The organism is Catellatospora sichuanensis (genome assembly GCF_007483665.1).
Lineage (GTDB): Bacteria > Actinomycetota > Actinomycetes > Mycobacteriales > Micromonosporaceae > Catellatospora > Catellatospora sichuanensis.
This window is the reverse complement of record NZ_VIQO01000048.1, coordinates 58,349-79,399: the sequence shown is the minus strand read 5'-3', so window position 1 is coordinate 79,399 and position 21,051 is coordinate 58,349. Positions and strand designations below refer to the sequence as shown.

Below are 21,051 nucleotides of genomic sequence, written 5' to 3'. Positions count from 1 at the left end.
CAGTTCCTACGTGCTCACGTTGGCGTCGCACACGAAGAAGAGCAACCCTCCGGGCTGCTCTCAAGATCCCGCTCACCAGCAACGACGCAGGCCTACGCCACATGCTCACAGCGAATGACGCTCAACAGACGGCATGGCCGAACACTTCGGGCCACCACCACGTGACTGCGGCGCAGCCACTGCACAGCAGGAAGAACGCGAGTACGAGCCAGAACGGGCCCACGGGCCGAGGATCCCTCTAGGCTTCACGTTCTCGCACGGCCGATGCTCGGGGTAGTGCATCGGCACCAGGTCACCTGGGTAGACCTCGCGGGGCGCGGATTTGCTCTCCGGGCGCATGACCGACTCGCAGACCTGCCCCGTCCGGGTCTCGAACCGTACGGTGTAGGAGCTCTCGCTGCGCTCACCAACCGTCACCGCGATCACCTCGGCGTCCACGTCTGCGCCCCGGGCCTGGTCCCGCCCCCACCCGGCCAGCGCGACCAAGGGCACCAGCAGGTAGGACGGCGAGCAGAGTGACCCCGATCCGGGGAGTCGGGTCGGTGACCCTGGGCAGACGGTTAGGCATGTCGGTGAGTGTGCGTGGGCGGTGCCACCACAGGTCCGGTGGGCCGCGTCTCGTTTGAGGTCGGGTGTGTCCGGCTGAGTCCGACTGGTTGTGACGGGCTACGGAACATAGCGGGAACGCTCGCAACCGGCGATCTTGTCCGATGTCGGTCGCCGTACGGACAATGGCTCCGTGGAACTCAGTGCGGATGAACGTGCGCGTGCGGTCGATCTGGTTCGTGAACTGCGTGACCCCATGCTGCCGAACGCGCTCGGTCCTCGGTACGAGGAACTCCGACGGCTGGTGATCAGTCCCCGCGTGTGGGACCTGATGTTTTGGACCGTGCCTGAGCTGACAGACGAAGAGGTCGTGGAAGAGGCGTTGAAGTACGAGCCTTACGTGATCTTGGGTCATCCGGCGTGAGCTGATCCCCTTGGACTGGCGGGCTCTGCCTAAGCACAGGGTGGGGTCCGGAGTGCCTGCCGAGGCTTCAACGCTGACCGTCGATGCCGACTGGTGGCGGCGCCTCGCGGGTAGGTGATGGCCGGCGTGTCAGTACAGCAACCGGTCCACCCACAGCGCACCGCGCCGGACCGCAGCAACGTTGCTGACCTCGGGACACACGCTTAGCGACCGAACCGCCGGTAGTTCGTGTCGAGAGGATCGTGTGGCATGGCTGGCGTGTAGCAGCCGCTGTAGCTATGGCCACGACCGCATGTGGATGTCAGCCGCGTTAAGACCCGGGCGTTGCTGGGGGAGAATCGGGAGCGGACTCGGGCAGAACGTCGCCCAGGTCTTACAGCAGCGGGTCGCAGGTTCGAACCCTGCCACGCCCACCACCGGGACCAGGGCTAAACCCGTGGTCCCTTCGCTGTTCTCGTTCAGACGGCGGACCGGGACCTTGACCGCCGTTGACCGCTGGAAGCCTCCATTCTGCCGAGGCCTGGACGGGCAAGCAGGGCGAGCGCGAGGCTGCCACAATGTCGGCCGAGCGATCATGGGGAGCGCAGTGACCTTGCCGGACCGGAATCCGTACGCCGCCGCACCACCACCTCCAGAGACGCGAACGGGCCTGCCGGTGGGCTTATGGGCCGGGCTGGCGGGGGTGGTGGCCGTTGTGGCGGCTGCAGCCGTCGTTGCACTGGGCACCTCTGAGGTGAAGGAGCCGAGCGGGAAGGCCGACGCCGATGCCTGTGTCGGCTGCGGTTCTCGCGACAACGACAGTGGACCTGAGCCCGCGCTTAGCCCGAGTCCCGCGCCTGACCATCGCCCCACGCCTAGCCCGAGCCCTCTGGAAAAGACCTACGCCACGATGCCGCTCGTGGTCTCCTGGGGTTCGCGCACGTCAGCAGAGAGCCACATCGACGGATCGATTCCGGATGACGGTCACGGTCTGTGGGCATTCGGCCGCTGTGATGGCGGTGGCCGCGTACTGGCTGACATCGGCGGAAAGAGCTTTTCCTTCACCATGGATATTCCCTGCGACGGGGGTTGGGGGCGGTCGGACGGATTCCCGATGCTCGGTGCGGGCGACAAGGGGCCGTTTCCGGTAAGGATCCGTCTGGTCGGCACGGTGTCGGAGTGGGAGGTTCAGGTGCGTAGGGACGAGGGGACGCGGCACGAATAGCCGGCTCGGTGGCCAAAGCGGATCGGACGAGTAGTAGCAATGGAGTGACAGCGACCTGCAAATCTGTCCCGAAAGCTACAGAGGTTCGCATCCTCTACCCGCCACCCACAGCACAAATGCGGCTCCGACCGGCAAGCTCGTCGGAGCCGCATTTCGTTCGGGGCCGAGTGAGTCCGGCCGTCCTGGGGAACATACTGGGAACACCCGCACGGCCCTACGCTGCGCGTTGATCAAAGTGTGGCGGGCAGTTAGCCTGCTCCGCATGGGTATGTACGGCCTCTGGCTGCGTGTCTCTCCAGCTGAGCTGGAACGCGCGAAGTCTGATCTTGACTGGGCGTACGAGCTGGCTGACGAGGCGGTGGTTTCCGAGAAGGACAGCGACATCTCGGAACGACGCTCGTTCGGCACCGATAAAGCGTGGCATGCCCTGAGCTTCCTACTTGACCGCGCTGAGTTTCCCGTGTCGATCATCCGTGGCGAGGAGTGGTTCGTCGATGATCTGGACGATCCTGAGGCCGACTGGGGCTATGGCGCGCCGTGTTACCTGACGCCGGAGCAAGTACGCCAGGCATCGACGGCTTTGGCGGATGTCAGCGAAGGCGATCTCATTCGGGGCGTTGATGTGTCGGAGCTGGCGCGAGCGGAGATCTACCCGGCAGTTTGGGAAAGTCAGGCTGAGCTGGACTGGGCGGTCGGTGATCTGCCGGACATCAAGACGTATTTCGCCTCAGCGGCAGACGCCGGCGACGCCGTCATCTGCTGGATCGGCTGATGGAGTTCCCGTTCGAGGAGACCGGTTTTGTGGGGTTCCATCCGGCTCCCTGACTGCCGCCGACCCGCGCGGTGCCTGCTCTGAGGGTTGCCCAGGACTTTGGCGTGGATGGCGGCGGGCGACCGCATCGCTGATGCCCTGGTGAAGGGGCATGTGGCATTTGCCGTGAAACGCGTCGTCATCCGTCCCAGCATCCAGGTAGCGGTCCTCCTGGCGGTCTTCATCATGCTCGGCCTGCTGTATCTGACCAACGAGGAGGTGCTGGCGGGGCGGAACATGGTCGGCGCGGTGCTCGGCGTCGTGTGCTCTCTCATGGGCGTCGTCGGCGTTTGGCGGGCGCTGCGGATGGGCGTGGTCATCGACGGCGACGGCGCACGTTCGCGGCTTCGACAGCCGCACCGTGGTAACCCCGTGGAGCGAGGTCGAGGACATCTTCTGCGCCCAGGTCGACGAGCGGGTGGGTCTGCCGGTCCACGGCCCCGTGCTGCGACTCGGTGGTGCCCTGATGCCGCTGCGGACCCTGGGCAGCTACTCCCTGACCGGCGCGCAGGCCCGGGTCGACCAACTGCGCGGCCTCATGCCCCCCACGCGTACGCCCGCTCTGGGCGCATGACGGCCACGGAACGCCGAAGCGGTATTCGCCCAACCACGGTAAATCCGTCGCGAAAGCTCCGGCTGTCTACGGCGGTCCTGGGGAACATGCGCTGACGGCTCACATACGTGATCACTTCTCGATCTGGACACCTCGGGCGATGAGTTCGCGCCTCAGCGTCGCTCGGCCAAGGGCCACTGAGTAGCTGACGCTTAAGAGCGTCAAGCATGCTGCGGAGAGGTGGCCCTCCACGAGGAGTGTCACCGCAGGGATACCGGCGATGATTACGACAGCGGAGATCAATAGCCAGAGCGGCACCTTGTCGATTGGGTTCACGACGGAGTTATACCGAATGATCTTCGCGTGCGCCAGGGCAGATCATGTCCGCTAGCCCCTGGTCTGCAGGGCGGCCCGCACCCCGTGGCCATGATCTACCGACCTGGTCAAGGTGGAGCGCCCTACTGGACGAGGCTCAATGCCACGTACTCGTTGCTGAGAACCGCTGTTTGCTGACCGCGCGGCCACGCTGGGGTCGGATCCGGTTGAAGCTTTCACCTCGACCGTCGGAGGAGGGCACGAAGGCCGCGGCGTGGTACCTCTGGCTGTGGTGCCGTCTTGGCCAGGGCGTCCTCGGTCCACGTGTGAACCCAGTCAAGGAAACCGACCGGCTGGGCAGGACGGGGCAGCGACCTGCCGCCGACCTCAGCCCTCGCAGGCCAGAAACCGTAACGGCCGTCCACGTAATCGTTGTCCCACACCGTTCCGGCCAGGGGTCCCGTCACGGCTACGACGGTGAAGAACTCACAGCCGCGCTCTGCGATGGCGATCGAGCCGTCCGGCAAGCCGGCGAGGGCCTCCTCTGGCGCTACCCCGCAACCCGCCGTGAAGGGAAAGGGCCGCGCGAGCTGGCTCAAGTCATCTGGATCATCGCACCAACCACGTGCCTCAGCCACGATCTGCCGTGGGCCGAACAGCCCATAGACGGGACCCTGCCGCGCGCCGAAGCGCAGCAGGTACGCACGGAACTCCGCTGGAAGCACCACACCGAGGGCCGCTTCGAGCTCGTCAAGTTCATCGGCGGCAACTGGCAGCACCCGCCAGTCATGCCCATCGGCGCCGAAGACGTAGCGTGACGCATGCCAGTCAGCGCCTTTGCCGGGGAGGCCGCGATCGCGCAAATGCTTGAGATTCACGGCGATCTCGTCAAGCCGCTGCGCGATGGGGTCTCCGCTCATCGCAGCATCGTAGATGCGCTGACCTGGCCGCTGCGCCAGTCGTCCCCGTGAACCTCTAGGACCGCCAGCCAGAGCATGAGCGCTATATGCTGCTGCCGTACCGGGCCTGAGCGTGCGCTTTCAGAGCCGAGTGCACCCACTTGGAGACCGCCTGGTCACCAGGAAGGTCCGTGAGGTCGACGGCCGACCACCGGGCTTCGGAGATCTTCCCATTCGGGCTCACTTCGCCCGAGACCGCGTGGAGGCGGACGATCTGCAGGTGGCCCTGTCTGCCTCCGCTGGTGGTCAGGTGTTTCTCCAGAACGAGGGCGAACGGGTCCAACTCGACGCCCAGTTCCTCGATGCACTCACGCCTGGCCGCTTGCTCCGGGGTCTCCCGGGCCGGCTTGTATCCGCCTCCAGGCAGCCTCCACAGGGATCGGTCGCCGTAGCTATGCCGGACGAGGAGCACTCGGTCGGCATCGGCCGAGTGGATGATCAGCGCTTTCACGCCGTAGGTCGTCGGCTTGGCGATCCGCCAGTACACGTTTCGGATGCGATGGAGCAGTCTGAACGCGAACGGTGAAATCCTCATACGGACTCCTCGGCGGTCATCGCTTCCTCCTTCAGGCCCGCCGATGCGGGTTGCAGGTTCAGAGCAGTCTGGTCCGCAGTGTCAGGCCCCTGGATGTCGTCGTGGATCAGGGGCCGGCGCACGCGTCGGCTGGCGGGATGGCGCTGAATACGCTCGTCGAACCAGCTTGTCGCTGATTATGGTGGGCCCCTGCCTGTCGTCTAGCGGCCTAAGATTCCGCACGCCCTTCGGGATGCGTGGACGCCGGTTCGAATCCGGTCGGGCAGATCGCACTGCCGTGCACCTCGGCTCTGCTCGCCTGTCGGTGGCTTGACGGCTGACAACGCCGCATGACCTGGCCGGCAGGTCGGCACCGCAGGGTTGGCTGCAAAGCAGCCCTGCGGTCACAGTTGAGGGCAACGGCGCTCCGCGCGATCGGATAGCTTCTCGGCGAACCTGGACAGATGGGGGTCGGTGGTATCGGCGGGCTCGGTGCGTGCATCGGACAGTCGGATCCAGCGAAGTGAGTCGAATTCTCGCTCGTCGAACCCGACGATGTCGTCGGGTGTGGCCGTGATGACGTGCCAGAGGGACACGTCAGTGTGCGGTACATGACCCCGAGTCAGCGTGACTGTGACGAACAACGGCGTCGTTCCGCACCCCGGCCATGGCGTCGCGACGATGCCGAGCTCCTCGGCCGTCTCGCGAACCGCGGCCTGCCAAGGCGTTTCCCCTGGTTCGACATGACCCCCAGGCGGCAGCCACAGCCCCGACTTGCGGTGCGCGGCCAGCAGGAGTCGACCGGAATCCTGGTCGAACGGCGCGACGTAGGAGACGAGATGGACCGCCGGATTGTCGGGCGGCTCGGTTCGGCAGAGCTGGGCTCCACTGGCGATCCAGTTCCGGGAGAAGGCAAGGTGGTCGGCCTCCTTGTCATCCCATGGTTCGAGCGTGTCCAGCAGCTCGATCAGCGCATCTCTGTCGTCCACGACGCCGGATCATTCCAGAGTCCGGCGAGAGCGGGTCTCAGCAGTCGCCATTTCGGTGCTCCCGCGACTGGGGACGATGGTAGGCGCGCGGTGGAGGCGAGGTGGCGAACCGCCCTCCGGAGCTTGGACGATCGCCTCGTCCTTGCGTTATCTGCTGAGCGCGGGGCAGGCCTTCGCTGCAGAACGCGAACGGTGCCGGTCGCCTGATAACGTGCGCGCCCGATGATACGACGATTCGGTGACCGGACCACGTTCGCCGTGGAGATCGGTGAGGTGCAGCCTTCGAGCCTGCGCGTGGTGGACCTGTGGGCCGCAGGCAAACGGCTGACGACGCACGACAACACGGCCTACGTCCCGTCCATCTACCACTACATGTGGTCCGCCGCAGCCCGGGTGCGCCGGCGCGAGATACCGCCCTGCCCCTTTCCGGAACGCTCGCCGGAGGAGATCTACCGGCGGTTGGAGGCCGACGAGACGGAGTTTCGAGAGCGGCACTGGTTCCTGAGCTGGTCCGAGATCGTCGACAACGTGTCCCGCTACGCCTACCTGGACGAAAACCTGGTGATCGTCTTCGCGTTTCGGCGGGTGGACCATCCCTATCCTGAGGACGCGGGCAGGGTCTTCGTCGCCAGGATCCCACCGGACGCGTTCGCGGCCATTGTGGAGCAAGCGGCTGACCTGATGCATGTCGAGCTCGCTCAGCAACAGACCGGCTGACGCCGCGGACTTGCGGATCGTCCCTACGATGCTGCGATGATCAACGATGAGCCGGATGCACCGTCTGCCGAACCGGTCGAGTCGTGGCGCGACCGGGAGCATCCGGTCCTCGACGTGGTGGTGTGGTTCTCCGGCGGCCTCGCCGGGCTTTCCTGGCTGGCATTCCTGGCCCTGCTCGGCTGGTATCTCGCGACGGACTGGTCGGCGCAGGTGGAAGGCACGCTGCAACTGGCGGTCGCAGTGCTGGCCGCGCTGGCGCTGGTGACGGCGCTCGGACTCACCGGTCTGGCCTCACTCGCCGCCCACGCACGGTATCGCCGCACGGTCTGGCTGGTGGTGACCGCACTGACGCTGGTGACAGCCTGCGCCGTCAAGATCGGCTGGCCATGATCATTGGAGTCGGGGAGCTACGCCGCCGTTCCGCGTCCTCCGTCGGATGGGGTGCTGCCAGGTCTGGCCGGGCGGCGCTGGGGTAGTGGCTGTCGGTGCGACCTGCGATGCTCGCCCGGTGCCGAGGACCACCCGCCTGTTCCGTCGACTGCTGGCCGCCGCTGTTCCCCAGCCGCTACACCTCAGGCGGCGCACCGGCCAAGTTCCGGCAGCAGTCCACGGCTGTCACGGAGTTGTATTCGCGCCATCTCGCAGCGGGAGATCCGGTCAACGGACTCGGACTGGGTCCGGCTCCACGAACCGTTGGAGGGCCTGCCGGACGGGTTCCCGTGCGAGCCGAAGCCGAACGCGCCGGGCGGCTTCGGACTGGCCGCCGCGATCCTGGACCTGCCTGAGCGGAGTCGCAGGCTGGCCATCCTCGACGTGGTGCAGTACCAGCTGATGCGGATGGCCGCCCGTGAGGGCTGGGCAACCGCACCTCTGCGAGCCGCTTACGACGCCTGCGTGGCGGACGGCCTCGAACTGCACCTGGTGTCCAAGCCGAAGGCCAGTCCCGACCGGCGGTTGACGGCACACGTCGCGTACACCATCGACGGCAACGGTGACGGCCGGACGACCCTGCACGTGCAGGACCGCGGTGGCGAATCGGTCCACCGGAGTGAGGCGTGGGATTCGCCCAACGAGAGCCACACCTTCACGCGGATCGGGCAAAGCCTGCGCTGGCTCGACCGGCGCACCGTCAACGTCTACACCTGGCCGGGTGTGCCGCCGCCCAAGAAGCACTTCCCGGTCGAGCACACCGTCGAACTTCCTGCCGACCCGCCGGCCGGGTGACGATCGTCGCACGGCCGACGGCAGGCAGGTCCGGTGGTGCTCGTCAGCAGAAGTCGGTGCCGCCCTCGTAGCTGGACTTCAGGTAGGCGGCGTCCCCGGCGATCATGGCGAAGACCTTCTTGTTCTGGTCGAGGTCGAACAGGATCCCCCGTCCGGACGTCGTGGTGACCAGGAGCGCGGCGCCGCCGTTCAGTTCCTTGCCGAGGTTGCCGTAGATCGACGACACCGCGGCGAGGGTCATGCCGAGGCGGGCGCCGGACGGCGTCGGGATCGTCTTGGACCGGTTCACCGCCAGGTAGAGCGCGCCGTCGGGCCGGAACTGCAGCTGGATGTCCTTCCACACGCCGGTGCCGCGGGCGGTGGTGTTGGCCGGGCAGGTCTCCGCACCGGTCTTGACCTCCTCCAGCAGGCCTCCCGCCGTCAGCGCCGCCAGGTTCGCGCCGATCGTGTACGGGCCCGCGCCGTCGACGGTGAAGTTGACGGCGGGGGACGGTGACGGCGACGCCGCCGGGCTGGCCGCCGCGCTGGGGGAGGCCTCCGCGGACACGCTGGTCACCGCGCTCGGCGCGGGAGTGGTCGGTTCGGGGTCGTCGCCGCAGCCGGCGAGGACGGTGACGGCGAGCAGGGCGAGGCAGACACGACGCAGCATGTGCTGAGTGGAGCGGATTGGCGTTTGTTGCGCTATCAGCAAACCGACTCACGTTGCGCACCTCACGGCCGTCCGCCTTCGACGCCCGCCGCGGCCCGCCCACGATCGGCCGACTTGCCTGGCAGTCGTGCGTATCTTGAGCACGCTTTCCCACATGTGCCAGGCAAGTCGAGTGATCTCGACGCACGGCGGCGTGGACGCGGCCGCGGCGGGTCAGCGGGCGTACGCGGCGAGGAAACGGTCGCGGAAGGCGTCCATGCGCCAGACGGGGGCGTCGGGGCCGGGTTTGAGGCCGTCCTGCCAGCCCCAGCCGGTGATCCGGTCGAGGACCGCCGGGTCGCGGGCGACCACGGTGATCGGCGAGTCGCGGCTGGCGTGCTGGCCGGAGACCGACGGCGAGGGCTGGTGGTCGCCGAGGAACACCAGCACGAGGTCGTCGCCGCCGTAGGTCTCCACGTAGGAGACGAGCGTGTTCAGCGAGTACGCGATGGCGTTGCGGTAGGCGTGGCGGACCCGGCGGCGGTCGCGCTTCTCGACGATCTCGGCGGGGTCGTCGGAGCCGGCGGCGGTGTCGTACACGGAGCCGTCGCCGACGGCGTCCCAGGGCAGCATCTTCGGCACCGGCTCCCAGGGCGAGTGGCTGGAGATCAGCGGGATGACCGCCATCAGCGGCAGGTGGCCCGGTGTGCGCTCGCGCTGCTGGAAGGTGTGCAGGGTGTACTGGTCGGGCATGGTCGCGAAGCTGTAGCGCGGTCCTTTGTAGCCGAGGTCGGGTGCGGTGTAGAGCTGGTCGTAGCCGTATACCGAGCCTTCGGGCCACGGGGTGGTGGTGGCGGGCATGACGGCGACGGTGCGCCAGCCGGCCCGGCCGAACGCGGCGGGCAGGGTGAACCGGTCGCTGGCCATCATGGTGGTGTAGCGCTGCTGGTTGTCGACCCACAGGCCGGACAGCAGCGTGGACTGGGCCAGCCAGCTGCCGCCGCCGGTGGTCGGCGAGGTGAGCCAGGCGCTGCGGGCGGTGTAGCCGGCGTCGCGCAGCCGGGCGTTGCCGGCGTCGAGGGCGGCCCCGACCTGGGAGGACAGTTCCGGGTCGGCGAGCGCGACCCGGCCGTAGCTCTCCACGAACGCGACGATGACGTCCTTGCCGCGCAGCGCGGTCAGCAGGTCCCCGGTGGGGGTGGCGCGGTACGCGTCGGTGGACAGCAGGGCCCCGAACACCTGCTCGTCCTGGGCGCCGGTGCGCACCTGGTTCACCTGGTCGTAGGAGTCGTGGGCGGCCACGGGCACGCCGGGCACCAGCTGCACCCCGGCCAGGGCGCAGGCGGTCCAGGCGGCGGCGAGCCCGGCCACGGCGCGGGCGGCGGCGGTGCGGTGGCGCAGCGCGAGCCGGGCGGCATGCCGGTACGCGGCCATGACCAGCAGCAGCACGGCCAGGGCAAGCAGCATGGCGGCCGCGGCGGCGGCCCACATGGCGGCCGACCCGCTGGACTGGCGCAGGTAGTCCGCTCCGGCGACGAGGAACGGCCAGTCGAGCACGGGGTGGAACGGGCGGTCGAGCACCGCCGAGAAGCCGAGGCTGATGATCTTCAGGATGGTCAGCAGGCCGAGCAGGGCACCGGTCACCGGCACGGCGACGCGCCGGAAGCGGGTCGGCAGCAGTACCGCCAGGGCGACGGCGACCAGGCCGTCCACCGGGATGCGCAGGAACGCCGCGGGGGCGAGACGGCCGAGCTCGTTCGGCGCGACGAGCAGCACCAGCAGGAGCAGGACCGCCGCGCCGAGCAGCACCTGGCGCACACGCCGCGGCCTGCCCGCCAGCAGCGGAGCGGAGGTCTGCACCGCGTCCGGGTGCACCGCGTCCAGGTCCTGCATCGGACTCGGGTCCTGCGCCGGGCCCGGGTGTGGCACCGGATCAGAGTCCTGGGGCGGGCCCGGAACCTGTGCCGTGTCCTCAGGTGATGCGTCTGTGGTCTGCCCGGCCGGGTGGGTCGCGTCGAGCATGTCAGCGGGCCGGGCGGAGCTGGAGGGTGTGCGCGGCATGGCGGGCCTTCGTGGCCAGGTAGCCGGCGTTGGCGGGGGACAGGTGCACTGCGGTGGGCACGCGCTCGGTCACCGCGACCCCCAGCCGGGCGAGCTGCTCGGCCTTGTCGGGGTTGTTGGACAGCAGCGCGACCCGGGACACATCGAGGGCGTGCAGCATCTGCGCGGCGACCGTGTAGTCACGCGCGTCCTCGTCGTGGCCGAGGGCGAGGTTCGCCTCGTAGGTGTCCAGGCCGGTGTCCTGCAGCGCATACGCCTCCATCTTGGCGTACAGGCCGATGCCGCGTCCCTCCTGGCGCAGGTAGAGCAGGAAGCCGCCGGCCACGGTGATGCGTTCGGCGGCCTCGCGCAGCTGCGGGCCGCAGTCGCAGCGCTGGCTGCCGAACACGTCCCCGGTCAGGCACTCACTGTGCGGGCGGACCAGGGGGACGGGCAGGTCGTCCAGGTCGCGGCCGTGCGGCGCGGCGTGGTCGCCGAGCCCGAGCGCCAGGTGCTCGCGGCCGTCGACCAGCCCGGTGAAGGTGACGACCCGGGCCATGGTGGTGTAGCCGTCGGGAAACCGCATCGGCACCTGGACCTGGGTGCGCACCGTCGCCAGGGGCGGCATGCCGGTCACCGGCCTTCCTGGTCGGCGCTGTCGAAGCGGGGCGACAACGCGTAGCGCAGCAGCACCACGTCCCCGATCTGCTGGACGTCGGCCAGCTTCGCGCGCCGTCCAGGGTTCCACGGGAAGTCCCCGTCGTTGACGAAGCGGCTCGCCCGCGAGTCGCCGACGAAGAACGGGGCCACCACCAGGTGCAGCTCGTCGGCGAGGTCGGCGGTGAGGAACTGGGTGTGGATGGTGCCGCCGCCCTCGACCATCAGCCGGGACACGCCGCGGTCGTGCAGGTCCTCGGTCACCTGGCGCAGGTCCACCGGCATGCCGCCGTCGACCACGGTCGCCACCTCGCCGAACAGGGTGCGGGCGTGCTCGACGCGCGGGCTCGCGCAGTACACGACCTTCTCGGCGTCACCGGCGGTGAAGAAGGCAGCGGCGGGGTCCAGTTTGGCCTTCTCGGTGACGGTCACCTTGATCGGGCACGGCGGCATGCCGCGGGCCACCCGGGCGTCACGGCGGGCCTGGGTGCGCACCATCAGCCGCGGGTTGTCCCGGCGCACCGTGCGCGCGCCGACCAGGATCGCATCGCACGAGGCGCGGACCGCGTCGACGCGGTCGAAGTCGGCCGCGTTCGACAGCAGCAGCCGCTCGTCGGTCGCACCGTCGAGGTAGCCGTCGATCGACATGCTGCAGCTGAGCAGGACGTACGGGCGCTCACGCATGCTGTCCACTTCCACTCCGCCCCTTCGTGCGTGCGAGCAGGACCGCGGCTCCGGGCAGGGCGGCGACCAGGCCCAGCACGCCGTAGGTGACCGCCGCCGCGACGCCCTGCGTGGAGGTCATACCCGCGGCGGCGAACGCCCACGCCGCGACACCCTCGCGGGGACCCCAGCCGGCGATGTTCAGCGGCAGCGCCATGGCCAGCAGAGCCAGTTGCGTCAGCGGCACCAGCAGGGTCACCGGCGCGTCCGCGCCCGCGGTGCGCGCCGCGACCACGAACATGACGAGCTGTCCGGTGACGACGACCGCGGAGGCAAGGCCGATGCCGATCCAGCGCCGCCGGGTGAGCAGGACCTCGCGCACATCGGCGTACGCGGTGCGCAGCGCCCCCGCCCAGCGGGCGGACCGGCCGCGCGCGACCGCCCGCACGCCCAGCGCGACGGCCAGTCCGGTCACCGCGACGACCGCGACGATCAGCGGCATACGGGCGCGGACCGGGGACGGGAGCACCAGCAGCATCAGCAGTGAGGCGGTGACCTGCACGGCCAGCCCGATGGCGCGTTCCAGCACGACTGCTCGGACGGCGAGCCGTACGTCGCTGATGTCCAGGCCGTGCCGCACCGCGCGGTGCACGTCGCCGACCACCCCGCCGGGCAGCGTCGTGTTGAGGAACAGCGAGCGGTAGTACGCCTTGACGGCCCGGCCCAGCGGCAGCCGCACACCGAGGCCCTCGGCGACCAGGCTCCACCGCCAGGCGCAGCACACCGTGCTCAGCGCGCCGAGGCCGAGCGCGGCCAGCAGCGCGGGCCGGTCGACCAGGCGTACGCCGTCGAGGAACGGCCCGGTGCCCACCTGCCACACCAGCAGCGCGAGGATGAGCAGCCCGGCGGCGGCGCGCGCCCAGGCCCCGAGGCGACCCGCGGCACGGCCCGAAGGCGGCAGGCGGACCCCTGTCACGGCATGGTGCAACGCGACCTCCTGTCCAGACACTTCACTCTTCCTAGAGGCACCGTCCCCCCGTGTCTGTGGATTTATACACACAGCGACGTCATCGGGCCAGCGGACGGCGCGCCCCCACCCGGGAGAGCACCTCGCCGACCTGCTCGGCGGTGCGGGTCCAGCCGGTGAGGCCGACACGCCGCGCCCGGGCCGCGCCGCGCAGCCGCCCACGCAGGTCCCCGTCGGTGAGCCAATCGCGCAGCGCTTCGGCAATCGCCGGGCTCTCGGCGGGGACGAGCAGGCCGGGCAGGCTCGCGTCCGGGGCCGCGCCCAGCGCCTCGGGCAGCCCCTGCCCGTCGGTGGCCAGCACTGGGATGCCCCGAGCCAGCGCTTCGATGACGACCATGCCATAGCTCTCCCCGCGCGAGGGCAGCACGAGGAGGTCTGCGGCGCCGAAAGCGGCGGCCAGCGCGGCGCCCGTGCGTACGCCCGTGAAGGCGACCCGGTCGGCGACCGGATGCGCCCGCAACCGCGCCACGTATGCCGGGTCGCGGTCGGGCGAGCCGACGAACGTGCAGGTCCAGGGTAGCTCGCGGAGCGTGTTCAGGGCGTCGAGAAGCAGGTCGTGGCCCTTGTGCGGGGCGAGCGCGGCCACGCAGAGCAGCCGTGTCCCGGCGGGTGATCCGGGCGCGAGCGGTGCGGCGTCCACGCCGGGCGGGGCCGGGTGGACGCGATCGGGCGGCAGGGCGTACGCCTCGATCGCGCGCTCGCGGCACCACCGGCTGGTGGTGACGACGGCGGCCGCGTCCCGCAGCACCCGGCTCTCGCCGTGCCGCAGGCCGGCGTCGGTCTCGCCGAACAGCATGTGCGCCAGCACGACGAGCCGCAGCCGTGGCGCGCCCGTGGCGAGCACGTCCGGGGCGGCGACGGCGACCAGGCCGTCGAGCAGCACCACCGCGTCGTCGGGCAGCGCCGCGAGCACCCCGGCGAGCCGGGTGAGGTCGGGCGCGGCGGGATACGGCCACCCGCCGGGCACCGGGTGCTCACGCACCGTCCAGCCGGATGCGGCCAGCCCGGCACAGACGCGCCGGTCGTAGACGTTGCCGCCGCTGGGCGCGGCCGGATCGTCGACGCCGCCGGGCAGGACGACGTGGACGGTCCTCACAGGGGCCGCTCGTAGCTGGCCCAGGCGATGTGCGACTCGTGCAGCGTCACCGTGATCCCGGCCAGCCCGCGCGCGTTGTCCCCGAACGCGCCCGCGTGCACCCGGGCGGCGAGCCGGTCCGCGATGACCTGGGCCAGCTTCTCGGTCGTGGTGTTCACGCCCGCGAACGCGGGGTCGTCGTCGAGGTTGCGCAGGTTCAGCGCGCCGACGACGGTGCTGAGCTCCTGCGACGCGGCGGCGATGTCGACCACGATGTCGTCGGGGTCGAGCTCCGCGCGCCGGAACGTCGCGTCCACGACGAACGTCGCGCCGTGCAGGCGCTGCGCCGGGCCGAAGACCTCGCCCCGGAAGCTGTGGGCGATCATCATGTGGTCGCGGACCGTCACGCTGAACATGCGGGTCACTCTCCCTCGTAGCTGATGGTGTGGCACAGGGCGGGCAGGCTGCCGTCGGCGAGGCCGGTCAGCACCTCGGGCAGCCGGTCGAACGCCGACTCGCCGGACAGCAGCGCGTCGAAGGCCGGGTCGCGCAGCAGGTCCAGGGCGATGCCGAGCCGGTCCGCGTAGGAGCGCCGCGCCGCGCGGGCCGGGGAGACCGTGCCGACCTGGCTGCCGCGGATGGTCAGCCGTCCGGAGTGGAAGACGCCGCCCAGCGACAGGCCGACCTCGCGGTCGCCGTACCAGCTCAGCTCGACGACGGTGCCCTCCGGGCCCAGCAGTTCCAGCGCGCGCTGCAGCCCGGCACCGCTGGCGGAGGCGTGGAAGACCAGGTCGCACCCGCGCTTGGCCGCCTCGGGCGGGGCGAACGCGACGCCGAGCGCCGCCGCGGTCGCGGCCCGCTCCGGGTTCGTGTCCACCAGCTGCACCGACACCCCGGGGAAGCGTGCCAGCAGCGCCGCGGTGCAGCAGCCCACCATGCCCGCGCCCAGCACCGCGATCCGGTCGCCGACCAGCGGCGCGCCGTCCCACAGCGCGTTGACCGCGGTCTCCACGGTGCCCGCCAGCACGGCCCGCCGGGCCGGCACGCCGTCGGGCACCGGCACCACCGCGCTCGCCGGGACGACATAGCGGCTCTGGTGCGGGTACAGGCAGAACACGGTGCGTCCGAGCAGTTCCGGCGGGCCCTGTTCGACGACGCCGACGTTGAGGTAGCCGTACTTGACCGGCCCCGGGAAGTCGCCCTCCTGGAACGGGGCGCGCATGACGGCGTACTGGCCGGGCGGCACCTCACCGCGGAAGACCAGCGTCTCGGTGCCCCTGCTCACGCCGGAGTGGAGGGTGCGCACGAGCACCTCGCCGGGCCCGGGATCGGGCAGCGCCACGGGACGGATCTCGCCCGCGCCGGGCGCGGCGGTCCAGAAGGCGCGCGCGTAGGATGCCATCGGCTTCCTCTCCTCGGATCAAGGTCGAACCTAACGGAGGTACGGTGCCGCCGGTGAGACCGGGCCCGGTGATCGGGCTGTTCGTCCAGTTCGCCATGCTCGCGCTGCTGTCGGCGGCGGTCGGCCTCGGTGTCGCCGGCTGGGCGGCCGGGATCGCGTACGCCGTCGGCATGTGCGTGCTGTTGACCCGCGCGATGCGTACCGCCGGGGCCGTCGCGTTCGGACCCGCCGACCTGGTCACGCTGACCCGTGCGGCGCTGACCGGCTGCGTCGCGGCGCTGACCGCGGCCTCCTTCACGGGCGACGTCCGGGTGCCGGTGCTGGTCGGGATCACGGTCGTAGCGCTGGTGCTCGACGCGGTCGACGGCAAGGTCGCCCGGCGCACCGGCACCGCCTCGCCGTTCGGCGCTCGGTTCGACATGGAGGTCGACGCGTTCCTCATCCTGGTGCTGAGCTGCTACGTCGCCCCGGCAGTAGGACCGTGGGTGCTGGCGATCGGCGCGATGCGCTATGTGTACGTCGTCGCCACGTGGGTGCTGCCGTGGCTGCGCGGGCAGCTGTTCCCGCGGTACTGGCGCAAGGTGGTGGCCGCGATCCAGGGCATCGTGCTGGTGACCGCCGCCGCGGACGTGCTGCCCCGGCCGGTGGTCGTCGCCGCGCTCGTCGCCGCGCTCGCCCTGCTCACCGAGTCGTTCGGTCGCGATGTCGTCTTCCTCTGGCGGCACCGCGCTGCCACGGCGGCCGCCGTCCGGCCGGCCCACGTGCAGGCTCCGGCCATGGCGGGCGCGCCCGCAGGCGCCGCAGTCCGTGGCGAGCAGGCACCGCGCTCGCCGCGAACAGCGACAGGCGAGCCGCGCGCCGACCACGCGACGCGCGCTGGGCGCTACAGCAAGCGGGCGTAGACGTCGCCGGAGCGGCCGAGCTGGCGGAACCGCTGCTCCAGCAGTTGCATCAGGCCGGTCGCGTCCAGCCACTGCTCGCTCGCGAAGCGCATGGTCTCCACGGGCGCGTAGTTGTACTCGTACCCGCCCGCGCGCTCGCCGAGCTGTTCTACCAGGTCCAGCGCGGTGAGGGCGGCGTCGTGGGCGGGCGGCAGGTATTCGAAGGACAGCGCGCGTAGCGGCCGGGACAGCCCGCGCAGCACGTCCACCTCGAAGCCCTCGACGTCGATCTTGCAGAAGGCCGGTTCGCCGTGTGTCGCGATGAGATCGTCCAGGGTGACCACCTCGACCTCGATCGAGCGGTCCCAGCGGACCTCGGCGAAGCGCTCGTCGGCCGCGGTCACCGACTCGATCCACTCGTGGGACAGCGAGGAGACCGTCGGCGTGGCCGAGGACAGCGCGAGCGAGGCCGTGCCCGGCCGCGCGCCGACGGCGGTCGGCAGGATGGTCACGCCCGGGTCGCGTCCGAAGAACAGGCGCAGCACGCGCAGGCAGTCGGGCTGCGGCTCGATCGCGAGCACCCGCGCGCCGAGCCGCCGCCACGGGCGCACCCGGCTGCCGACGTGCGCGCCGATGTCGAAGGCGAGGTCGCCCGGCCCGAGGAACTGCCCGTAGAAGCGGCGCATCCGCCGATGGCGGCCGGGGATGCCGTGGTACATCGCAAGGGATCTGGCCATTCCCCAGGCACGAGCGAGCATGGCCGAGCCTAACGCGGCCCGGACCCGCGCGCCCGGTTCCCGGCGGGGGCATGCCATCGTGGCGTCGTGATCGAGTTGCCTGACCGGATGCGGCGTACCGCGCTGAGCAAGGGGGCGCCGGGCCGGGACTGGCTGGCGGAGCTGCCGGAGCGGCTCGCGCACGTGTGCGCGGCCTGGTCGCTGACGCCCGGTGCGGCGCTCGACGGCGGGTCGGCGGCGCTGGTGCTGCGCGTGCGTACGGCCGACGGCGCGGACGCGGTGCTGCGGCTCGCGCCGCCCGGGGACGGCTTCGCCGGGCAGGTGCGCACCATCGCTGCCGCGGACGGGCACGGCTACGTCCGGCTGTACGCCCATGATCCGGAACGGGACGCCGCGCTGCTGGAACCCCTCGGCCCCGCCCTGGCGACCACCTCGCCCTCGCCTGAGCACACCCTCGACGTGCTCGCCGCGACGCTGCGGCAGGCCTGGCTCGTGCCGTGCCCGCCGGACGCGGACGTGCCGCCCGGGACGGACAAGGGCAGCACGCTGGCCGAGCTGATCATCGAACTGTGGCCGGAGATCGGCCGTCCCTGCCCGGCCGAGGTCGTCGACCGGGCCGTCGGATACGCCCGGCGTCGCGCGGCCGCGTTCGACCTGGACCGCAGCGTGGTCTGCCACGGGGACCCGCACCCCGACAACGCGCTCGCCGTGCTGTCGCCCCGCTCCGGCGCGGAGTCGGGCTTCGTCTTCGTCGATCCGGACGGCTTCCTCTGCGATCCGGCGTACGACCTGGGCGTCGCGGTGCGCGGCTGGACGGACGAGGTGCTGGCGGCGGCGGACCCGGTGGGGCTCGTGCGGGGATACTGCGCGCGGCTGGCCGCCGCGACCGGCGTGGACGAGCAGGCGATCTGGGAGTGGGGGTTCACCGAACGCGTCTCGTCGGGTCTGTACATGATCCGGCACGGTGCTCCCGACGAGGGCCGCGAATATCTGGCGTCCGCCGCCCGCCTGCTCGGCTGAGTCGTCATCCCCGGTCGGAAAGATCTTGCGTAGCGGCTCTCGTGCCGTTCCTCTTCGGATCCGTTGACTTCGTTGAAACTTCTTGTGAATATTGCGGCAAGGTTTCAATGCGGTTTCATCCGCGTACCCCGCACCACTGCGCGACGATCCGTCCCCTCGTACGTCCGGAGTGTCCTCATGCAACGACGCAGACTTCTCCCCTTGGCGCTGGCGGCGCTCCTCGCCGCCACGCTGCCGATCCCGGCCGCCGCCCCCGCGGCCGCGGCCCCCTCGGGCAGCAAGGACGTCATCGTCCAGCTCTTCGAGTGGAACTGGCCCTCGGTCGCGGCCGAGTGCACCAACTACCTCGGCCCGCGCGGCTACGGCTACGTGCAGGTGTCACCGCCCCAGGAGCACGTGCGCGGCCAGCAGTGGTGGGTCGCCTACCAGCCGGTCAGCTACCGGGTCGAATCCCGCAAGGGCACCCGCGCCCAGTTCCAGTCGATGGTCACCACCTGCCACAACGCCGGTGTGAAGGTCATCGTCGACGCGGTGGTCAACCACATGACGGGCGTCGGCTCCGGCACCGGCTGGGCCGGCTCGACCTACACCTCGTACACCTACCCGGGCATCTACCAGACGCAGGACTTCCACCACTGCGGCCGCAACGGCAACGACGACATCGTGAACTACGGCGACCGCTACGAGGTGCAGAACTGCGAGCTGGTCAACCTCGCCGACCTCAAGACCGAGAGCGACTACGTCCGGACCAAGCTGGCCGGCTACCTCAACGACCTGCTCAGCCTCGGGGTCGACGGGTTCCGCTGGGACGCCAGCAAGCACATGCCCGCGGCCGACATCGCCGCGATCAAGGGCAAGCTGTCCCGCTCGGTCTACCACGTGCAGGAGGTCATCTACGGCGCGGGCGAGCCGGTGCAGCCGACGGAGTACACCGGCAACGGCGACGTGCACGAGTTCCGCTACGGCAAGGACCTGGGCCGGGTGTTCCGGCACGAGAGGCTGAGCTACCTGAAGAACTTCGGCGAGCCGTGGGGCCACATCGCCACGGCCAAGGCCGCCGTGTTCGTCGACAACCACGACACCCAGCGTGAGGGCGGCGACATCCTGACCTACAAGGACAACGGCATCTACGCGCTGGCCAACGCGTTCATGCTGGCCTGGCCCTACGGTTCGCCCACGGTGATGAGCAGCTACGAGTTCAGCAACAAGGACCAGGGCCCGCCGTCGGACGCCAACGGCAAGACCAACAACAGCACCTGCTTCTCGGGCGGCTGGCGGTGCGAGCACCGCTGGCAGGTCGTCGCGAACATGGTCGGCTTCCACAACGCGGTCAAGGGCACCACGGTCGTGAACTGGTACGACAACGGCAACAACCACATCGCGTTCGGGCGCAACGGCAAGGGCTACCTGACGATCAACGACGAGGGCGGTGCGATCAACGGGCGGTCGTACCAGACCAACCTGCCCGCGGGCCGCTACTGCGACGTGATCCACGGTGAGAAGAGCGGCACCACCTGTACCGGTCCGGTGATCACGGTGGACGCCGCCGGCTGGTTCGTGGCCAACGTCGCCGCGCACGATGCCATCGCCATCCACCTCAACGCGAAGATCAGCTAGCCCTTCGATCATCCGACTTGCCAGGCAACCGGGCGTATCTTGAGCCCACATTCGCCCACCTGCCTGGCAAGTCGGACGATCTTGAACCCCGGCGGACGCGGGCGGTGAGTCGGGCATACCGCATGATCGGGTGCTGAAGTTCGCACGGTCGGGAGACCGCGGCGGCGAGGGCGTTCCGGCGTCCCGGTGGGCGTGGCACGCTGGGACGCATGGACGATGCGGCTGACGTCGGGCTGTTCGGCCCCGGGTCGGTGACCTGGCGGGTGCACGCCGAGCCGGTGCTCTGGGTGGCCGGAGTGCGCTCGCTGTTCCTGCAGGCGCTGCACCCGAGGGCGATCGCCGGGGTGGTGCAGAACTCCAGCTACAAGGTCGAGCCGTGGGGCCGGCTGATGCGCACCGCGGACTACGTCGGCACGGTCATGTTCGGCACCACCGCGCAGGCCCGCGCGGCCGGGCGGCGCATCCGGGGCGTGCACGCCCGGATGCGCGCGGTGGACCGGCACACCGGGGAGCGCTACCGCATCGACGAGCCCGCGCTGCTGCGCTGGGTACACGTCACCGAGGTGGAATCGTTCGTGAGCACGGCCCGCCGGGCGGGCCTGGAGCTGAGCGACGCGGACGTCGACGGGTACTACACCGAGCAGCGCCGGGCCGCCGAGCTGGTCGGGCTGGACCCGGCGTCCGTGCCGGGCACGGCGGCCGAGGTCGACACCTACTACCGGCGTATGCGCCCGGAGCTGGCGCTGACCCGCGAGGCCCTGGACACCCTGTTCTTCCTGATGGCGCCGCCGCTGCCGTGGCACCTCGGACTCACCCCGGCGCGACTGGTCTACACCGGCCTGGCCGCCACCGCGTTCTCGCTGCAACCAGGCTGGGCCCGCCGGATCTACGGCACGCTGGGCCTGCCCACCACCGACCTGTCCGCGTCGGTCTCGGTCCGCGCGCTGCGCCTGACCATGCGCGCCCTGCCGGACCGCTTCCTGCACGGCCCCATCTACCGCGACGCCATGGCCCGTGCCGCTGTAGTGGCCTGACCTGCGCCGTCGGC

Annotated in this window: 24 protein-coding genes and 1 tRNA gene; 12 read left to right on the top strand and 13 right to left on the bottom strand. The window is 70.4% G+C overall.

The genetic code is table 11. The annotated features are described in order from the left end of the window. Positions 1–739 precede the first annotated feature (739 nt). The 4 genes from FLL47_RS40780 (at position 740) to FLL47_RS40765 (ending at position 3,559) form a co-directional block, all read left to right on the top strand. Positions 740–970 carry a hypothetical protein gene (locus FLL47_RS40780; RefSeq protein ID WP_144128043.1) on the top strand — a complete coding sequence of 77 codons (231 nt, stop codon included), beginning with the start codon at positions 740–742 and terminating at the stop codon, positions 968–970. A 586-nt stretch (positions 971–1,556) separates the two neighbouring features. After that, positions 1,557–2,174 (top strand): hypothetical protein, encoded by a 618-nt coding sequence (locus FLL47_RS40775; RefSeq protein ID WP_144128042.1) that lies wholly within the window; start codon positions 1,557–1,559, stop codon positions 2,172–2,174. A gap of 262 nt (positions 2,175–2,436) precedes the next feature. Further along, positions 2,437–2,946: a YfbM family protein gene (locus FLL47_RS40770; protein ID WP_246159313.1), complete on the top strand. Its 510-nt coding sequence runs from the start codon at positions 2,437–2,439 to the stop codon at positions 2,944–2,946. 400 nt (positions 2,947–3,346) lie between these two features. Beyond that, positions 3,347–3,559: a hypothetical protein gene (locus FLL47_RS40765; protein ID WP_144128041.1), complete on the top strand. Its 213-nt coding sequence runs from the start codon at positions 3,347–3,349 to the stop codon at positions 3,557–3,559. Between the two features lie 111 nt (positions 3,560–3,670). Here the strand turns inward: FLL47_RS40765 and FLL47_RS40760 are convergent, their stop codons facing one another. The 3 genes from FLL47_RS40760 to FLL47_RS40750 all read right to left on the bottom strand — a co-directional run bounded on the left by FLL47_RS40760 (position 3,671) and on the right by FLL47_RS40750 (position 5,347). After that, positions 3,671–3,874: a hypothetical protein gene (locus tag FLL47_RS40760; RefSeq protein ID WP_144128040.1), complete on the bottom strand. Its 204-nt coding sequence runs from the start codon at positions 3,872–3,874 to the stop codon at positions 3,671–3,673. A gap of 215 nt (positions 3,875–4,089) precedes the next feature. Then, positions 4,090–4,773, bottom strand: a complete 684-nt coding sequence (locus FLL47_RS40755; RefSeq protein ID WP_144128039.1) for an SMI1/KNR4 family protein — start codon at positions 4,771–4,773, stop codon at positions 4,090–4,092. A gap of 82 nt (positions 4,774–4,855) precedes the next feature. Next, complete coding sequence (locus tag FLL47_RS40750) at positions 4,856–5,347, bottom strand: NUDIX domain-containing protein (protein ID WP_144128038.1); 492 nt, start codon at positions 5,345–5,347, stop codon at positions 4,856–4,858. Between the two features lie 189 nt (positions 5,348–5,536). On the opposite strand from FLL47_RS40750, the gene FLL47_RS40745 reads away from it, so the two are divergent. Next, positions 5,537–5,614 (top strand) — tRNA-OTHER (locus tag FLL47_RS40745). A 116-nt stretch (positions 5,615–5,730) separates the two neighbouring features. On the opposite strand, the gene FLL47_RS40740 is transcribed toward FLL47_RS40745, so the two are convergent. Next, positions 5,731–6,315: an NUDIX hydrolase gene (locus tag FLL47_RS40740; RefSeq protein WP_222106425.1), complete on the bottom strand. Its 585-nt coding sequence runs from the start codon at positions 6,313–6,315 to the stop codon at positions 5,731–5,733. 222 nt (positions 6,316–6,537) lie between these two features. Between FLL47_RS40740 and FLL47_RS40735 the strand changes: the two genes are divergently transcribed. The 3 genes from FLL47_RS40735 to FLL47_RS40725 all read left to right on the top strand — a co-directional run bounded on the left by FLL47_RS40735 (position 6,538) and on the right by FLL47_RS40725 (position 8,256). After that, positions 6,538–7,032 carry a hypothetical protein gene (locus FLL47_RS40735; protein ID WP_144128037.1) on the top strand — a complete coding sequence of 165 codons (495 nt, stop codon included), beginning with the start codon at positions 6,538–6,540 and terminating at the stop codon, positions 7,030–7,032. Positions 7,033–7,068: 36 nt separating this feature from the next. Next, positions 7,069–7,422: a hypothetical protein gene (locus FLL47_RS40730; RefSeq protein WP_144128036.1), complete on the top strand. Its 354-nt coding sequence runs from the start codon at positions 7,069–7,071 to the stop codon at positions 7,420–7,422. 303 nt (positions 7,423–7,725) lie between these two features. After that, positions 7,726–8,256 carry a hypothetical protein gene (locus tag FLL47_RS40725; protein WP_144128035.1) on the top strand — a complete coding sequence of 177 codons (531 nt, stop codon included), beginning with the start codon at positions 7,726–7,728 and terminating at the stop codon, positions 8,254–8,256. Positions 8,257–8,299: 43 nt separating this feature from the next. Here FLL47_RS40725 and FLL47_RS40720 read toward each other — a convergent pair whose 3' ends face one another. From FLL47_RS40720 to FLL47_RS40685, 8 genes are all read right to left on the bottom strand, one after another. Continuing rightward, positions 8,300–8,905 carry a hypothetical protein gene (locus FLL47_RS40720; protein ID WP_144128034.1) on the bottom strand — a complete coding sequence of 202 codons (606 nt, stop codon included), beginning with the start codon at positions 8,903–8,905 and terminating at the stop codon, positions 8,300–8,302. A gap of 213 nt (positions 8,906–9,118) precedes the next feature. Beyond that, positions 9,119–10,777: a sulfatase-like hydrolase/transferase gene (locus FLL47_RS40715; protein ID WP_246159311.1), complete on the bottom strand. Its 1,659-nt coding sequence runs from the start codon at positions 10,775–10,777 to the stop codon at positions 9,119–9,121. A 130-nt stretch (positions 10,778–10,907) separates the two neighbouring features. Then, positions 10,908–11,552 carry a GTP cyclohydrolase II gene (locus tag FLL47_RS40710; protein ID WP_144128049.1) on the bottom strand — a complete coding sequence of 215 codons (645 nt, stop codon included), beginning with the start codon at positions 11,550–11,552 and terminating at the stop codon, positions 10,908–10,910. A 5-nt stretch (positions 11,553–11,557) separates the two neighbouring features. Then, positions 11,558–12,265 carry a RibD family protein gene (locus FLL47_RS40705; protein WP_144128032.1) on the bottom strand — a complete coding sequence of 236 codons (708 nt, stop codon included), beginning with the start codon at positions 12,263–12,265 and terminating at the stop codon, positions 11,558–11,560. Continuing rightward, on the bottom strand, positions 12,258–13,220 hold the full coding sequence (locus tag FLL47_RS40700) for a lysylphosphatidylglycerol synthase transmembrane domain-containing protein (RefSeq protein WP_246159310.1): 963 nt from the start codon (positions 13,218–13,220) through the stop codon (positions 12,258–12,260). The genes FLL47_RS40705 and FLL47_RS40700 overlap by 8 nt, the downstream gene beginning before the upstream one ends. A gap of 91 nt (positions 13,221–13,311) precedes the next feature. Then, positions 13,312–14,367, bottom strand: a complete 1,056-nt coding sequence (locus FLL47_RS40695) for a glycosyltransferase family 4 protein (RefSeq protein WP_144128031.1) — start codon at positions 14,365–14,367, stop codon at positions 13,312–13,314. Then, positions 14,364–14,762 (bottom strand): 6-pyruvoyl trahydropterin synthase family protein, encoded by a 399-nt coding sequence (locus FLL47_RS40690; RefSeq protein ID WP_144128030.1) that lies wholly within the window; start codon positions 14,760–14,762, stop codon positions 14,364–14,366. The genes FLL47_RS40695 and FLL47_RS40690 overlap by 4 nt, the downstream gene beginning before the upstream one ends. Before the next feature lie 5 nt (positions 14,763–14,767). Continuing rightward, entirely contained in the window at positions 14,768–15,748 is a 981-nt protein-coding gene (locus tag FLL47_RS40685) for a zinc-dependent alcohol dehydrogenase (RefSeq protein WP_144128029.1), read from the bottom strand. 53 nt (positions 15,749–15,801) lie between these two features. On the opposite strand from FLL47_RS40685, the gene FLL47_RS40680 reads away from it, so the two are divergent. Beyond that, on the top strand, positions 15,802–16,650 hold the full coding sequence (locus FLL47_RS40680; protein ID WP_246159309.1) for a CDP-alcohol phosphatidyltransferase family protein: 849 nt from the start codon (positions 15,802–15,804) through the stop codon (positions 16,648–16,650). On the opposite strand, the gene FLL47_RS40675 is transcribed toward FLL47_RS40680, so the two are convergent. Continuing rightward, a complete protein-coding gene (locus FLL47_RS40675; RefSeq protein ID WP_246159308.1) occupies positions 16,632–17,366 on the bottom strand; it encodes an FkbM family methyltransferase in 735 nt (244 codons plus the stop codon). The genes FLL47_RS40680 and FLL47_RS40675 overlap by 19 nt on opposite strands. 87 nt (positions 17,367–17,453) lie before the next feature. Here FLL47_RS40675 and FLL47_RS40670 point away from each other — a divergent pair, with 87 nt between their 5' ends. From FLL47_RS40670 to FLL47_RS40660, 3 genes are all read left to right on the top strand, one after another. After that, the gene (locus tag FLL47_RS40670; RefSeq protein ID WP_144128026.1) at positions 17,454–18,386 is read left to right on the top strand and encodes an aminoglycoside phosphotransferase family protein; all 933 of its coding nucleotides are present in this window, start codon (positions 17,454–17,456) and stop codon (positions 18,384–18,386) included. A 177-nt stretch (positions 18,387–18,563) separates the two neighbouring features. Next, entirely contained in the window at positions 18,564–20,003 is a 1,440-nt protein-coding gene (locus FLL47_RS40665; protein WP_144128025.1) for an alpha-amylase, read from the top strand. Positions 20,004–20,212: 209 nt separating this feature from the next. Beyond that, a complete protein-coding gene (locus tag FLL47_RS40660) occupies positions 20,213–21,037 on the top strand; it encodes an oxygenase MpaB family protein (RefSeq protein WP_144128024.1) in 825 nt (274 codons plus the stop codon). Positions 21,038–21,051 lie beyond the last annotated feature (14 nt).

Bases quoted from the DNA above. Each gene is read 5' to 3' on its own strand.
- FLL47_RS40660 (WP_144128024.1), top strand. From the start codon at position 20,213: ATGGACGATGCGGCTGACGTCGGGCTGTTCGGCCCCGGGTCGGTGACC.
- FLL47_RS40665 (WP_144128025.1), top strand. From the start codon at position 18,564: ATGCAACGACGCAGACTTCTCCCCTTGGCGCTGGCGGCGCTCCTCGCC.
- FLL47_RS40735 (WP_144128037.1), top strand. From the start codon at position 6,538: ATGATACGACGATTCGGTGACCGGACCACGTTCGCCGTGGAGATCGGT.
- FLL47_RS40675 (WP_246159308.1), bottom strand. From the start codon at position 17,366: ATGGCCAGATCCCTTGCGATGTACCACGGCATCCCCGGCCGCCATCGG.
- FLL47_RS40730 (WP_144128036.1), top strand. From the start codon at position 7,069: ATGATCAACGATGAGCCGGATGCACCGTCTGCCGAACCGGTCGAGTCG.
- FLL47_RS40720 (WP_144128034.1), bottom strand. From the start codon at position 8,905: ATGCTGCGTCGTGTCTGCCTCGCCCTGCTCGCCGTCACCGTCCTCGCC.
- FLL47_RS40705 (WP_144128032.1), bottom strand. From the start codon at position 12,265: ATGCGTGAGCGCCCGTACGTCCTGCTCAGCTGCAGCATGTCGATCGAC.
- FLL47_RS40685 (WP_144128029.1), bottom strand. From the start codon at position 15,748: ATGGCATCCTACGCGCGCGCCTTCTGGACCGCCGCGCCCGGCGCGGGC.
- FLL47_RS40755 (WP_144128039.1), bottom strand. From the start codon at position 4,773: ATGAGCGGAGACCCCATCGCGCAGCGGCTTGACGAGATCGCCGTGAAT.
- FLL47_RS40710 (WP_144128049.1), bottom strand. From the start codon at position 11,552: ATGCCGCCCCTGGCGACGGTGCGCACCCAGGTCCAGGTGCCGATGCGG.
- FLL47_RS40715 (WP_246159311.1), bottom strand. From the start codon at position 10,777: ATGCAGGACCTGGACGCGGTGCACCCGGACGCGGTGCAGACCTCCGCT.
- FLL47_RS40770 (WP_246159313.1), top strand. From the start codon at position 2,437: ATGGGTATGTACGGCCTCTGGCTGCGTGTCTCTCCAGCTGAGCTGGAA.
- FLL47_RS40690 (WP_144128030.1), bottom strand. From the start codon at position 14,762: ATGTTCAGCGTGACGGTCCGCGACCACATGATGATCGCCCACAGCTTC.
- FLL47_RS40750 (WP_144128038.1), bottom strand. From the start codon at position 5,347: ATGAGGATTTCACCGTTCGCGTTCAGACTGCTCCATCGCATCCGAAAC.